We start from the raw sequence: 13,107 nt of genomic DNA on the forward strand, positions 1-13,107 counted from the left end.
CCTCCCCCGCGCGCCGTGCCGCAGTACCGTCCGGGTGTCGCCGAGGCCTCGCGCGGCAGTCGAACCCATCCGGAAGAAGGTGCACGACGTGGCGAAGGGTCGGAAGAACGGCCTCTACTCGGGGGTCTCCGAAGAGCTGTCCGCTCTCATGAAGACGGGCTGGGCGGACACCGAACGGCGCGACGTCCCGCTCGACGAGCAGGCCCCGTACGCGGCCCGCCGACGCGCCGCACTCTCGGCGCGCTTCCCCGGCGAGCGGCTGGTGGTCCCGTCCGGCAACCTCAAGGCCCGCTCGAACGACGACACGTACCCGTTCCGCCCGTACTCCGGTTACGTCCACATGACCGGGGACCAGGCCCGCGACGGCGCGCTCGTCCTCGAACCCCGACCGGACGGCGGGCACGACGCGTACTGCTACCAGCTGCCGCGGGACGGCCGTGACACGGACGAGTTCTGGCTCGGCTACACCGCCGAGCTGTGGATGGGCCGGCGTTCCTCACTCGCCGAGTCCGAGCGCCGGCTCGGCCTGGCCTGCCGCGACGTCCGTACGGCGGCGAGCGAGCTGGCCGCCGCGAGCGACGCGCCCACCCGCATCGTCCGCGGCATCGACCCGGTGCTGGAGGCTGCCGTCACCACCGACGCGGAGCGCGACGCCGCACTCGAGGAGGCCCTGAGCGATCTGCGCCTCGTCAAGGACGCGTGGGAGATCGGCGAGATGCGCAAGGCGGTGGACTCCACCGTGCGCGGTTTCACCGACTGCGTGGGCGAGCTCTCCCGGGCGGTCGCGTCCTCCGAGCGGTGGATCGAGGGCACCTTCTTCCGCCGCGCCCGGCTGGAGGGGAACTCGGTCGGCTACGGCTCGATCTGCGCCGCGGGCGACCACGCCACGATCATGCACTGGACGGACAACGACGGGCCGGTACGCCCGGGCGAGCTGCTCCTGCTCGACGCCGGTGTGGAGACGCACACCCTCTACACCGCCGACGTCACCCGCACCCTGCCGGTCAGCGGCACGTTCACGCCCGTGCAGCGCAAGGTGTACGACGCCGTGCACGGGGCCCAGGAGGCGGGCATGGCCGCCGTGAAGCCGGGAGCCGCGTACCGGGAGTTCCACAGGGCGGCGCAGCGGTACCTGGCGGAGCAGCTGGTCGCGTGGGGCTTCATCGAGGGCCCGGCGGAGCGCGCGTACGAGCTCGGTCTGCAGCGGCGCTTCACCATGGCCGGCACCGGGCACATGCTCGGCCTGGACGTCCACGACTGCGCCGAGGCCCGCAACGAGGAGTACGTCGACGGCGTGCTGGAGCCGGGCATGGTGCTCACGGTGGAGCCGGGCCTGTACTTCCAGCCGGACGACCTGACGGTGCCGCAGGAGTGGCGCGGCATCGGGGTCCGGATCGAGGACGACCTGCTGGTGACGGCCGACGGTTACGAGAACCTCTCTGCGGGTCTGCCCCGCTCGTCGGACGAGGTCGAGGCGTGGATGGCCCGCGTCGCGGGCTGACACGGGAGTCCGGGAGCCCCGGTGCCGCCCGCGTGGCACCGGGGCTTCGTCTTCCGCGCCGCGCGGGGCATCGGCATGGGGCTGTCCTCCCGCCTGCCCGCGGGGCCGCCCGCCGAGCTGCTGCCGCTTCGAGGAGGGGTTCAGCGGCCGGGTGTCGCCCGTACCGGGTGCTTGCTGAGGATCGAGACGCGGTTGAAGGCGTTGATCGTGATCGCCACCCAGACCACGGCCGAGAGCTCGCCGTCGTCCAGCACCTCACGTGCCTGCGCGTACGCCCGTTCCTGGGCGAGGGCGTCGCCGGGGTGGGTGGTGGCCTCCGCGAGGGCGAGGGCGGCGCGCTCCCTGGCGGTGAAGAGCTCGGTGTCACGCCAGGCCGCGAGCACGCCGAGGCGCCGGTCGCTCTCCCCGGCGCGCAGCGCGGCGCGGGTGTGGACGTCGAGGCAGTAGGCGCAGCCGTTCAGCTGGGACACGCGGAGGTTGACCAGCTCGACCAGGATCCGGTCGAGGCCGGCCTCCGCCGCCGTCGTGCGGACGGTGTCGGCGGCCCTGACCAGCGCCTGGTACGCGGCGGGGCTCTGCTTGTCGAGGTAGATCCGCCCGGTGGCCCCGGGGGCCTGCGTGGCCTGTTCCGTCTCGATCATCCTGTGCTCCTTCGCCTGTTGTCGCGGGTCGTCTTCGCGACTATGATCACCCATGATTGTTGAAAGCGGAACTACTTGGGTGCGAGAGGGGCCGGGAGATGGATCACACGGAGGTCGAGGCCGCGGCCGGCGCCGGTACCGAGGTCCTCACCGCCCGGGACGTCCCGCTGGGCGGCCCGCGAGCGATGACCGTACGGCGCACGCTCCCGCAGCGGGCCCGGACCCTCATCGGGGCCTGGTGCTTCGCCGACCATTACGGGCCCGACCGGGTCGCCGACTCCGGCGGCATGGACGTCGCCCCCCACCCGCACACCGGGCTGCAGACCGTCAGCTGGCTGTTCGACGGGGAGATCGAGCACCGCGACAGTCTGGGCACGCACGCCTTCGTCCGGCCCGGCGAGCTCAACCTCATGACGGGCGGCCACGGCATCAGCCACACGGAGGTGTCCACTCCCGGCACCACCGTCCTGCACGGGGTCCAGCTCTGGGTGGCCCTCCCCGGCGAACACCGCCACGCCCCCCGCGACTTCCAGCACCACGCGCCCGGGCGGCTGCGCGTGGACGGCGCGGAACTGCGGGTCTTCCTGGGCACCCTCGCCGGCGAGACCTCCCCCGTGCCCACCTTCACCCCCCTCCTCGGCGCCGAAATCGTCATCGACGCCGGCGCCGGGGTCACCCTCGACGTCGACCCGGTGTTCGAACACGGCCTGCTCGTCGACGAGGGCGACGTCCGCTTCGACGGGACCGACCTGCGCCCCGCCGAGCTCGGCTACGCCTCCCCCGGCCGCACCACCCTCACCCTCACCAACGCGTCGGACCGCCCCGCCCGGACGGTCCTCCTCGGCGGCCCGCCCTTCGAGGAGGAGATCGTGATGTGGTGGAACTTCATCGGCCGCAGCCACCAGGACATCGTCGAGGCGCGGGAGGAGTGGGAGAGCGCCTCCGACCGCTTCGGCGGCGTCGACGGCTACCCCGGCGACCGGCTGCCCGCCCCGGCGCTGCCCAACGCCGTCATCGCACCCCGCAAGAACCCCGCCCGCAGCTGAACCCCGTACCGAAAGGCCTTTCACCATGAGCGACCGGACCACCCAGGCCCCCCTCGTCCGCCGTGTCGACGCCCGTCACCGCTACGAGATCCTCGTCGGCGACGACCGTGCGGGCCTGACCGCCTACCGCGACCAGGACGGCCGCCGGGTCTTCTTCCACACCGAGATCGACGACGCCCACGCAGGTCAGGGGCTGGCCGCCGTCCTCGTCGAGCAGGCCCTCACCGACGTCCGCGCATCGGGCATGCGGATCGTGCCGGTCTGCCCGTATGTGGCCAAGTTCCTCACCAAGCACAAGGAGTTCGACGACATCACGGATCCCGTGACCCCCGAGATCCTCACCTGGCTCGACGGCGTGCTGGGGCGCTGAGCCCGTGGCGGAACCGTACGGCGCGTAGAGTGGGGCCGGGCGCGGTGTGATCATGAGGAGTACGTGTGACCGCTGTCAGCCTTGAGCACTCAACCGTCCCCGCCGACGCCGGTGAGGTGACCCTTCTGATAGCCCGGCGGGTCGACCCCGGCCACGAGGCCGACTTCGAGCTGTGGGCGAAGGGCATCCTGGAGAGTGCCGCGAGCTTCCCCGGCCACCTCGGGTACGGGCTCTTCCGCTCCTCCGGCGGCGACGCCCCCTGGTTCCTCGTGCACCGCTTCAGGGACGCGGAGGCCTGCCGGGCCTGGCAGGAGTCCCCCGAGCGGGCGGCCTGGTTCGCCGACTGCGAGGGACACCACCACACCGAGATCGCCCGGCGCCACCTGACCGGCATGGAGACGTGGTTCGCCAAGCCGGGCTCCACGCGGCCGGCGCCGCCCCGGTGGAAGATGGCGATCAGCGCGACGCTGGCGATCTACCCGATCTCGGTGCTCGGCGGCCTCTTCCTGATGCCGCACCTGACCGCACTCCCCCTCCTGCTCAACAGCCTGGTCACAGCCGCCGTGTTCAACGTGCTCATGACGTATGCGGCGATGCCCGCCGTGAGCAGACTCCTGCGCGGCTGGCTCACCGCGTAGCGCCCCGGCGGGCCGGGTCGACCCTGCTCCACCGGCTCAGAAGCGGTTGCTCCGGACCGGCCCCGCCGAGTGGACGGCTGCGCGCGGGCCCGTGAGCCAGAGCGGGGCGATCGCGGCGGCGAAGGCGCGGAACGCCGCGTCGGTGTCCGCCTCCGCGGGAGCGGAACCGTCGCCGGGGTCGGCGTCGGCGCCGTCGGCCGTCACGATGTCGCGGGCGATCGCCTCCGGATGCCGGCTGTCCGCCTCGCCGCGGCCGTCCACGCTCAGTTGCCCGCCCCAGGGCTCGGAGCCGACCTGCCGCTGCAGACAGCTGAAGTCGGCCGGAACCGTGCCGGGTTCGGTCCAGCGGCTCGCGTGCTCGTACAGGACCTGACCGGGCGCGCGGTCGCGCAGTCCGGCCTGTACGTCCTCCTCGTGCTCACTGAGGTCGTAGGCCACGAGCAGGGTGCCCGGACGGTCCGGGTCGTACGGGACCGTTTCCAGCCCCAGGACCTCCGCCGCCGCCAGCGCGAGGATGGCGTCGGAACGGCCCGGGAGCGCGCTCACCGCGTCCGGGCGGTGTCCGGCCGCGTCCAGGGCTGCCGACAGCCGGTCCAGGCCGCGCCGGCAGGCCTCGTAGCTGTCGCTCAGGTAGGCGTAACGGCCCGTCATGACCTCGAAGCCGTGCGGGGAGAGCGTGCCGAGCAGGGTCCCGGTGAGCACGAACTGCCAGCCGCGCAGGTCCGTGGCGTCCAGCGGGGCCACGCGTGCGGCGGCCTCGGCCCGGTCGAGCATGCGGCGCAGCCGGCCGTGCGCCCAGCTCCAGGTGTCGTCGTCGGGTGCGGGCAGGCCGGCGGCCCGGTCGCGGGCGGTGGCGAGGTCGCCGGAGAGGAGGGCGTTGTAGGCGACCAGGTAATGACCGGGCCAGGGTTCGAGGAGGGTTTCGTGGCGCAGGAGTTCCCGCGTCGCCTCGGCGTGCCGGTCCTCCGCCTCCAGGGCCGCGACCAGCTCGGACAGGATCCGCCGGGCCGAGCCCGGGGCCAGGCGCAGTGCCTCGCGCATGGCCGGTACGGCGGCGAAGGCTATCCCGTGCTCGATGCACAGGTAGCCGAACTCGTAGAGCCTGCGCGGGTCGCCGGGCTTCCGGGCCGCCTTTCTGGCCGCCTTGGCGAGGTCATCGAAGCCGACGGCCTCGGCGAGCGGGCGGACTTCGCCCGCGAGGTCACCGAGTGCGGCCGTGTCCGCGAGGGGGCGCAGTGCTCGGACGGCGCCGGGTATGTCGCCGGCCGCCACGTGGCGCCGGACGTCGTCGAATGCGTTGCTCATCACCCCTGATCATGGGCCCCGGCCGGGACCGGATCAAACGAATTCAGCCCTGGCAGCGGGCGAGGGCGCCGCTGTCCAGGGTGGATTTGTCGGCGAACACCCAGCCTTCGGTGTTCGTGCCCGAGATCCGGGCGTAGATCCACTTGTTGGCGTGGGCATTGGTCACGTAGCAGTGGTAGTAGAGCTTCGTGCCGGTGGCGACCTCGGTGACGGTGGAGCACTCCGCGTAGGGCCCGGTGTAGAGGTGGGTGTTCTGGGCCGCGCGGCCGGAGCCGTCGCTGCGGTTCGAGTGGGCCCAGCCGGTGCAGGCCGTCGAGACCGGGGTGGGCTCCTTCACCGTGGCACTGGGCGTCGCCTTCCGGGAGGCCGTCGGGGGCGGCGTGGCCGCGGTCGTCCGGCCCTCCGGCCTCTTGGAGGGGCCGGCGGACGTCCGGCCCGCCGGGGAGGCGGGACCGTCGGTCGTGCGTGCCGTTGGCAGCGCCGTGTTCGACCCGCCGCCGCCCCCGGTGCCCCGTGTGTCCATCAGGGCGTAGGCGACTCCGCCACAGGTCAGGACGGTGGTGACCGCCACGGCGACGATCGTGCGGGTGCGGCGGCGCCGCGCCCCGACCGTCGTGGGACGGGTCTCGGAACCGCCGTGGTGAGCGGGGGGCGTGCCGGGCGCCATGCCCGGCTGCCCGGCGCCCGGTGACGGCGGGATCGCGTACGGGCCGGCCGGGTAGGGAACGGCGGGCGGCGCGAACGGCGCGGCCGGGGCGGGGCCGAAGCCCGGCGGGACGGCGGCCTGCGGCACGGGCGCCGGGGGCGGGACCGCGGGCTGGGCCGGGGACGGGAGCGCGGCCTGGGCCGGGGCCGCGGTGAGGCCGGCCTCCCTGCCGGCGGCCACCGCCTCCAGCATCTCGCGCGCCTGGGCGGCGTCGGGCCGCTGCAGCGGGTCCTTGGCCATCAGCGCCCGCAGCACCGGGGTGAGCGGTCCGGCGCGCCGGGGCTCGGGCAGCGGTTCGCCGACGATCGCCGCCAGCGTGGACCACACCGACGTGCGGCGGAAGGGAAAGGCGCCCTCCACCGCCGCGTACAGCGTCATGCCGAGCGCCCAGATGTCCGACGCGGCACCCGGTACCCGGCCCTGGGCGCGCTCCGGCGGCAGGTAGTCGAGAGAGCCGACGATCTGACCGGCCCGGGTCAGCTGGGCCAGGGCCTCGTCGCCGGGGGTATCGATGCTGGCGATGCCGAAGTCCGTGAGGACGACCCGGCCGCCGCGCTCGAGCAGTACGTTGCCGGGCTTGACGTCCCGGTGGAGGACCCCGGCCCGGTGTGCCGCGTCGAGGGCGTCCATCAGCTCGGCGCCGATCCGGGCCGCTTCGCGCGGATCCAGTGAGCCGCGCTCGGCCAGCACCGCGTCGAGGGAGGGCCCGTCGACCAGTTCCATGACGATGACCGGCAGGCCCTGTTCCTCGACCACGTCGTGCACGGTGACCACGCCGGTGTGCCGGATACGGGCGGCGGCCTGCGCCTCCCGCTGCATCCGGACCCTCAGTTCCGCCAGTTCGGCCGGGGAGGCGTCGGTGTAGGCCCGCAGGACCTTGACGGCGACCTCGCGGTTCAGCAACTGGTCCACCGCCCGGGCGACCACGCCCATGCCACCGCGGCCGATCGTCCCGGTCACGCGGTACCGCCCGCCCAGAACCTCGCCGACCAGATCCGCCCCGTTCGCCCCCGTCACCTGTCGCACCCCGTTCTTCGCACTGTTCGAACCGCCACGTGGAGTGCACCAGGGTAGGCGTTCGCCTGTGTGCGCGTGCGCCCGGTCCGGGCGGACGGCCCACCCGGTGGGACTCGTCCGCCCGGACCGCGCACCGGGTCAGGGCGCCATTTCGTACGCCCCGGCCAGGGATTCCACGCGGGCCCAGACGCGGGCCGTGCGCCCGGCGTCGACAACCGGGCGGCGCACCGCGGCCAGGGCCCATGCCTGCTGGGCCTCCGTGGCGGATTCCTTGCCGTGGAGCTCGACCGCGTGCGCGGAGAAGTCGCGGACCAGAACGCCGAACAGCTCGTCGAGCACGTCCTCGTCCAGGCCTGTGAGGCGCGCCTGCTCCAGGATCAGCTGGCCGTGGACGACCAGGGCGAACAGCTGGCCCACCGCGAGGAGGAGGTCGAGGTCGCGGCTCTGCTGCTCGTCGGGGGCGGCGATCTCGACGAACTCGCACAGGGCGTCGGCCTGTTCGCGCAAGCGCGCGACGTTGGGCACGGCCGCGTAGGCGTCGTAGGCGGTACGCCAGTCGTGGAAGCGTACGGAGCCCAGGCCGCGGGCCGGGCCCTGCTGGAAGAGGAAGGCGTCATCGGCCGCGTCGAGGCGGGTCGGCACGGGCGCGTACTCGGCCGGGGCCAGCAGGTGGTTGCGCATGAACTTGAGGATCAGCGCGAGGTTGACGTGGACCGTGCCCTCCAGCTTGGGCAGTCCGCGGATCTCGACGGCGGCGTTGGCGAAGTAGGTGTCCTTCTCGAAGCCCTTGGCGGCGATGACGTCCCACATCAGGTCGATGACCTTCTCGCCCTCCGTGGTCACCTTCATCTTCGTCATCGGGTTGAAGAGGAGGTAGCGGCGGTCCTCGGGACCGGCGGAGCGGAAGTAGTCGACGGCCCGGTCGCTGAACAGCTTCATCCCGACGAGCCGGACGTACGCGTCGGTCAGCTCCCGGCGCACGTGCGGGAAGGCGGTGACGGGGCGGCCGTAGAGGATGCGCCCGTGCGCGTGGGTGACGGCCTCGTACATGGCGTGTTCGCAGATGCCGATCGAGGCGGTGCAGAGGTTGAACTTGCCCACGTTGACCGTGTTGAGGGCCGCGTCGAAGGCGGCGCGGCCGGTGTGCAGGACGTCTTCGGCGCGGACCGGGTAGTCCGCGAGTCGGAACTCGCTGACGTACTTGGAGGAGTCGACGACGTTCTGCACGAGGTGGTACGCGGGGTGGCGGCTGTCGGCCGCGAAGAAGACGTAGCCGTCGGGGCCCTCGACGTCGGTGCGGCGGCCGAAGACGGAGACCATGCCGGCGGCGTTGCCGTTGCCGATGTAGTACTTGGAGCCGGTGGCCCGGAATCCGCCGGATCCGTCGGTGGACGGCTCCAGCAGCATGTCGGTGGAGTAGATGTCGGCGCCGTGGGTCTTCTCGGAGAGACCGAAGGCGAACACCTCACCCTGGGCGAGGAGTTCGGCGGCACGGCTGCGGGCGGCGGCGTTCTCGCTCTGCCAGACCGGGCCGAGGCCGAGGATGGTGACCTGCCAGGCGTACCAGTAGTCCAGGCCGTAGAAGCCGAAGATCTCGTTGAGCGCGGCGATCCGCGCGGTGTCCCAGCGCTTGTCCGGCTCCCCCTCGCCGGCGGCGGGCGCCGGGGTCAGGAAGGTGGCGAAGAGCCCCTCCTTCGCGGAGAAGGCGATGAAGTCCGCCAGCCAGGCGCGGGTGCGGTAGTCCTCGATCAGCTTTCGCTTGCCGCGGTCCTCGAACCAGTCGACGGTGGCGCGCAGCAGCCTGCGGGTCTCGGGGTCGAAGTGCGCCGGGTCGTAGGTGCGCGGGTTGAACAGCAGCGGATCGCTCATGGAGCTTCGCCTTTCAGCCGGGGATGAGAGGGGTGCGGAAGGAATGCGGTGAGGGGCGGGGCGGGGCGGGCCGTCAGCGGGCGGCCAGCCGGTGGAGCGTGGCGAGTACGTCCTCCAGCCAGGCGAGCTGCATCCGCTCGTAGGCGATGCCCCCGCGCAGCACCACGTGCTGGAGCTCCTGTCCGGCGTCGCGCGCCGCGGGAGCCTCCGGGCCCGTGAAGTCCCGCAGCTCGCCCGCGAGGTAGTGCGTGAGCCGGTCCTGGTGCGCCTGGTGGTGCCGTTCGACCTCGCGGATCAGCGCGGCCGGGTCGTCGAAGGCCGCGCCGCGGATCTTCACGGCGAGCTCGTGCCGGACGCTGTCGGGCTGGATCGGTTCGTGCAGCCAGGCGGCGAGGGCGGCCCGGCCGTCGGCGGCGACGGAGTACACCTTCTTGTCGGGCCTGGCCTGCTGGGGCACCTCGCGGGCGTCGAGCCAGCCGTCGCCCTCCATGCGCTTGAGCACGCGGTAGATCTGCTGGTGGGTCGCGGTCCAGAAGTAGCCGATGGACCTTTCGAACCGGCGGGCCAGCTCGTATCCCGAACCCGGCTTCTCCAGCAGGGAGACGAGGATCGCGTGCTCAAGTGCCATGCCCCCGATCCTTCTATGCAACTCGTTGCATAGACAAGGGCCGCTCCCCCGATGAGACGCGGCTCACCCCGGCCGGGGTCGCTCGTGTTCCGGTCGCCCTGAGCTGCGCACATGTGGCGAGAAGTAGCAGGTCAGGCGTGTGGCGAGGTTGAATTTCCGCGAGCCCGCCGACGGAGCCGGGCCGGGACCTGACGGACTGCCTCGCCCGGCCCCTCGCGGACGAGGGCGGGGACGCACGACTGGTACCGGTGGAGACGAACGACAGCGCGGGCCGCCACCGGATGGTGGCGGCCCGCGCGCGCGTGGGTCGGGTCCGGGGCGAACGGATCACCCCATGTCAGCGGATCAGCGGTGCCAGCGCTGGTAGTTGCCGGTGTTGCACGTGCCCACGTAGAGGGCGGGGACGGCATTGCTGTCCAGGCACTTGGCCCACTGGCTGTTCACGAGGCGGTAGCCGTACGTGTTGGTGGACAGGTCGAACTCCTGGTAACGGCCACCGTTGCAGGGGTTCATGCGCACCCCGTTGCTGTTCACGTCCAGACACTTCAGTGTGGACGACTGCCTGATCTGGTAGTAGCCGTTCGCCTTCTTCTCCAGGGCCCACTGCTGGTAGTTGCCGCCGTTGCAGCTGTGCATGTACGCCGCGGTGCCATTGCCGTCCAGGCAGTACCCGGTCGCCGTGTTGATCAGCTTCCCGTAGGTCGCCGCGGAGGCCGGCGCCGCGGCCAGCCCCAGAAGCGCCGTCGCGGCCGCGGCCGCTCCCCCGAGCGCCGTCAGTCCGGACTTCTTGAACCTCAGCATGTTCGTTCCCCCATGGTGAAATCGATTTTGGTCACGCCTTCGCGGAGCGGCGACTTCCCGCCCTTCGAAGAACGCTCTCGACGCGAGGTGAATCTAGATCGCACCGTGGTGAACGCCCAGGTACTCCCTGCACAGCAGAGCGGCCGCTCCGGTGCCGGATGGCACAGTCAGCCCGCGGTCAGGACGGGAAGCGAGGCCAGCCCGCGGACGAGGCGGGTGGGACGCCATCGCAGCCGGTCGGGCGGTACGACGAGGCGGATGGCGGGGAACCGGGTCAGCACCGCCCGCAGGGCGATCTCCACCTCGGCCTTGGCCAGGGGGGCTCCGACGCAGCGGTGGATCCCGTGGCCGAACGCGAGGTGGGAGGCGGCGTCCCGGTCCAGGTCGAGGTGGTCCGGCGCCGGGAACCGGGCCGGGTCCCGGTTGGCCGCCCCCAGCGCGACGACGACCGGGACACCGGCCGGGATCTCGGTGCCGCCGAGCGTGACGGGCTCCGTGGCGAACCGGAAAGTGGCCGTGTTCACCGCCGAGTCGAAGCGGAGCAGTTCGTCCAGCGCGGCGGGGATCCCGTCCGGGTTCTCCCGGAGGCGGTCCAGGGCCGCCGGGTGCCGGAGCAGCGCCAGGAGGGAGTTGCCGAGGGTGTTGGTGGTGGTCTCGTGTCCGGCCACGAGCAGCAGCACGGCCAGGGAGACCAGTTCCTCCTCGCTCAGACGGTCCTCTCCGTCCCGGGCCGAGATGAGCCGGTCGAGGAGCGAGCCGCCGGGGTCCCGGCGCTTGGCGGCGATGAGGTCCGTCATGTAACCGGCCATCGCGTGCGAGGCGGCGTCGATGACCTCGGGCTGTCCCGCCGCGAACAGCTCGGCGGACCAGCCCTGGACGGCGGGCCGGTCGGCCCGCGGTACTCCGAGCAGCCGGCAGATCACGATGACGGGCAGCGGCACCGCCAGGCGGGCCACGAAGTCGATCGGCTCGCCTACGGGCCACCGGTCCAGCAGTTCGTCGGTGACCCGGGCGATGAAGGGACGCAGTTCGTTCACCGCCCCGGTCGTGAACGCCTTGGTCACCAGTTTCCGCAGCCGGGTGTGCCCGGGCGGGTCGGTGGCCAGCATGCTGTGGGCGACCGCCGGATGCAGGCGGCGCCGCGATTCCCCGCCCGCGAAGAAGGCGACCGTGTCCTTCGAGAGACGGGCGTCGCCGAGGGCCTGCCGGGCTTCCGCGTAGCCGGTGACCAGGTAGCCGGCCCGCCCTCCGGCGCTGCTGACACCGCTTCCCCGCCCCGAATGCCTCATCCCGCCACCCCCTCCGCAGGCCCCGGCCCGCCTCCTCCCACGGTAGCCGGTGGGGTGAAGGCGTCCCCCGAACGGGTGACGTACTGTCGGAGTCCTCTGGACCTCGTACGGACGGCTCGCACCTGTGACTGCACCCCTCAGCGCCGACCCGCTCGGAAGCCTGCCGGTCCCCCGGCCGGCTGCCGAACGGCGCCGTGACTCGGATCCGAGCCGTCTGATAGACCCGCGCGGAGTGCTCGATCTGCGCGGGGCGGCCGGCCGGGACGTGTGGCTCTCGTACCCGTTCGACGCGGCGGTCGTGGTCTGCGGGCTTCCCGGGAGCGGTAAGAGCACGCTGCTGCGCGCATGGTCCGGTTCGGCCTCCGTGGTCGACCCGCGCGACACGCGCACCTCCTTCGAGGCGTGGATGCCGGCGTGGCTCCCCTACGCGCTCTACCGGCCCTGGGCGCGGCTGATGCACATGTGCCGGCTGCGCGACGAGATGCGCCGCGGCGGCCCTCTGCTGATCCACGACTGCGGAAGCAGGAGCTGGATGCGCCGATGGCTCGCCGGTACCGCGCGCGGGGCCGGGCGCACCCTGCACATGGTGGTCCTGGACGTCGGCCCCCGAGAGGCCCTGTCGGGTCAGCGGGCCCGTCGGCGGCTGGCGTCGCGCCGGGTGTTCGCCCGTCACCAGCGGGGGCTGGTCAGGCTCTTGAGGCAGGTGGACCGGGGCGGCCCGGCCGGGGTTCCGGGGTTCCGCTCCGTCGTGGCGCTCGATCGCGGGCAGCGGGAGCGCATCACCGAGATCCGCTTCGAGCCCCCTGCGGCCCCCTGAGCGGACCGCCGCGGCCTCGGGTTCACACGAGGGCGGTGACCAGCAGGGTGAAGGCGGCGACGATGACGGCGACGCGGACGTAGTGGTAGCGGTCCCAGCGGTTCATCTGCTCCTTCCAGTCGGCGGGCCGGTTCTCGGGCGTCCAGGTCTTGCCCCGGTTGTTGATCGGGACGAGCAGCAGGACCGACATGATCACGCTGAGGATCAACAGCGCGCCGGCGATGACGACCAGACCGGTGCCGGGGCGGTGCCATGCCGTGACGGCCCAGACGGCCGCGAGGACGAGCGAGCCGATGTACCAGAACGGCATCAGGGCGCCGAGCATCCGGCCCCCGTGCGAGCGGGCGAGCTGGTCGCTGTCCTCGGGGAGGGCGCTGAAGATCCGGTTCATGACGAAGGCGACGGAGAACTCCACCCCCACCATCAGGCCGACGACCACGGTCGTGAACACCTCGAGTGCGTTGAGCATGAGGACCCCT

At 72.5% G+C, this 13,107-nt stretch carries 13 protein-coding genes; 5 read left to right on the plus strand and 8 right to left on the minus strand.

Annotated features, from left to right (window positions below; genetic code table 11):
• The first annotated feature begins 88 nt into the window (after window positions 1-88).
• Window positions 89-1,501 carry an aminopeptidase P family protein gene (locus ACZ6Y1_RS31005; protein ID WP_469637400.1) on the plus strand — a complete coding sequence of 471 codons (1,413 nt, stop codon included), beginning with the start codon at window positions 89-91 and terminating at the stop codon, window positions 1,499-1,501.
• A gap of 140 nt (window positions 1,502-1,641) precedes the next feature.
• On the opposite strand, the gene ACZ6Y1_RS31010 is transcribed toward ACZ6Y1_RS31005, so the two are convergent.
• Complete coding sequence (locus tag ACZ6Y1_RS31010; protein ID WP_469637403.1) at window positions 1,642-2,142, minus strand: carboxymuconolactone decarboxylase family protein; 501 nt, start codon at window positions 2,140-2,142, stop codon at window positions 1,642-1,644.
• Window positions 2,143-2,240: 98 nt separating this feature from the next.
• On the opposite strand from ACZ6Y1_RS31010, the gene ACZ6Y1_RS31015 reads away from it, so the two are divergent.
• The 3 genes from ACZ6Y1_RS31015 (at window position 2,241) to ACZ6Y1_RS31025 (ending at window position 4,196) form a co-directional block, all read left to right on the plus strand.
• Window positions 2,241-3,188 (plus strand): pirin family protein, encoded by a 948-nt coding sequence (locus ACZ6Y1_RS31015; RefSeq protein WP_469637406.1) that lies wholly within the window; start codon window positions 2,241-2,243, stop codon window positions 3,186-3,188.
• Window positions 3,189-3,213: 25 nt separating this feature from the next.
• Window positions 3,214-3,558, plus strand: coding sequence for a GNAT family N-acetyltransferase (locus ACZ6Y1_RS31020; protein WP_469637411.1), 345 nt, complete (start codon window positions 3,214-3,216; stop codon window positions 3,556-3,558).
• Window positions 3,559-3,623: 65 nt separating this feature from the next.
• Window positions 3,624-4,196, plus strand: a complete 573-nt coding sequence (locus ACZ6Y1_RS31025) for an antibiotic biosynthesis monooxygenase (RefSeq protein ID WP_469637414.1) — start codon at window positions 3,624-3,626, stop codon at window positions 4,194-4,196.
• A 36-nt stretch (window positions 4,197-4,232) separates the two neighbouring features.
• On the opposite strand, the gene ACZ6Y1_RS31030 is transcribed toward ACZ6Y1_RS31025, so the two are convergent.
• From ACZ6Y1_RS31030 to ACZ6Y1_RS31055, 6 genes are all read right to left on the minus strand, one after another.
• Window positions 4,233-5,501, minus strand: a complete 1,269-nt coding sequence (locus tag ACZ6Y1_RS31030; protein WP_469637417.1) for a hypothetical protein — start codon at window positions 5,499-5,501, stop codon at window positions 4,233-4,235.
• Window positions 5,502-5,544: 43 nt separating this feature from the next.
• Window positions 5,545-7,224, minus strand: coding sequence for a serine/threonine-protein kinase (locus tag ACZ6Y1_RS31035; protein WP_469637420.1), 1,680 nt, complete (start codon window positions 7,222-7,224; stop codon window positions 5,545-5,547).
• A gap of 138 nt (window positions 7,225-7,362) precedes the next feature.
• Window positions 7,363-9,093 (minus strand): acyl-CoA dehydrogenase family protein, encoded by a 1,731-nt coding sequence (locus ACZ6Y1_RS31040; RefSeq protein WP_469637424.1) that lies wholly within the window; start codon window positions 9,091-9,093, stop codon window positions 7,363-7,365.
• A gap of 73 nt (window positions 9,094-9,166) precedes the next feature.
• Entirely contained in the window at window positions 9,167-9,721 is a 555-nt protein-coding gene (locus ACZ6Y1_RS31045; RefSeq protein ID WP_469637427.1) for a PadR family transcriptional regulator, read from the minus strand.
• A 345-nt stretch (window positions 9,722-10,066) separates the two neighbouring features.
• On the minus strand, window positions 10,067-10,522 hold the full coding sequence (locus ACZ6Y1_RS31050; RefSeq protein WP_469637430.1) for an RICIN domain-containing protein: 456 nt from the start codon (window positions 10,520-10,522) through the stop codon (window positions 10,067-10,069).
• Window positions 10,523-10,689: 167 nt separating this feature from the next.
• Window positions 10,690-11,811, minus strand: a complete 1,122-nt coding sequence (locus ACZ6Y1_RS31055; RefSeq protein ID WP_469637433.1) for a cytochrome P450 family protein — start codon at window positions 11,809-11,811, stop codon at window positions 10,690-10,692.
• 232 nt (window positions 11,812-12,043) lie between these two features.
• On the opposite strand from ACZ6Y1_RS31055, the gene ACZ6Y1_RS31060 reads away from it, so the two are divergent.
• Window positions 12,044-12,628 (plus strand): AAA family ATPase, encoded by a 585-nt coding sequence (locus ACZ6Y1_RS31060; RefSeq protein ID WP_469637436.1) that lies wholly within the window; start codon window positions 12,044-12,046, stop codon window positions 12,626-12,628.
• A 22-nt stretch (window positions 12,629-12,650) separates the two neighbouring features.
• Here the strand turns inward: ACZ6Y1_RS31060 and ACZ6Y1_RS31065 are convergent, their stop codons facing one another.
• Window positions 12,651-13,097: an anthrone oxygenase family protein gene (locus ACZ6Y1_RS31065; protein WP_469637439.1), complete on the minus strand. Its 447-nt coding sequence runs from the start codon at window positions 13,095-13,097 to the stop codon at window positions 12,651-12,653.
• Window positions 13,098-13,107: the final 10 nt, after the last annotated feature.

The organism is Streptomyces sp. NPDC053432 (assembly GCF_055585365.1).

Bases quoted from the DNA above. Each gene is read 5' to 3' on its own strand.
- ACZ6Y1_RS31040 (WP_469637424.1), bottom strand. From the start codon at position 9,093: ATGAGCGATCCGCTGCTGTTCAACCCGCGCACCTACGACCCGGCGCAC.
- ACZ6Y1_RS31045 (WP_469637427.1), bottom strand. From the start codon at position 9,721: ATGGCACTTGAGCACGCGATCCTCGTCTCCCTGCTGGAGAAGCCGGGT.
- ACZ6Y1_RS31010 (WP_469637403.1), bottom strand. From the start codon at position 2,142: ATGATCGAGACGGAACAGGCCACGCAGGCCCCCGGGGCCACCGGGCGG.
- ACZ6Y1_RS31065 (WP_469637439.1), bottom strand. From the start codon at position 13,097: ATGCTCAACGCACTCGAGGTGTTCACGACCGTGGTCGTCGGCCTGATG.
- ACZ6Y1_RS31050 (WP_469637430.1), bottom strand. From the start codon at position 10,522: ATGCTGAGGTTCAAGAAGTCCGGACTGACGGCGCTCGGGGGAGCGGCC.
- ACZ6Y1_RS31020 (WP_469637411.1), top strand. From the start codon at position 3,214: ATGAGCGACCGGACCACCCAGGCCCCCCTCGTCCGCCGTGTCGACGCC.
- ACZ6Y1_RS31055 (WP_469637433.1), bottom strand. From the start codon at position 11,811: ATGAGGCATTCGGGGCGGGGAAGCGGTGTCAGCAGCGCCGGAGGGCGG.
- ACZ6Y1_RS31015 (WP_469637406.1), top strand. From the start codon at position 2,241: ATGGATCACACGGAGGTCGAGGCCGCGGCCGGCGCCGGTACCGAGGTC.
- ACZ6Y1_RS31030 (WP_469637417.1), bottom strand. From the start codon at position 5,501: ATGAGCAACGCATTCGACGACGTCCGGCGCCACGTGGCGGCCGGCGAC.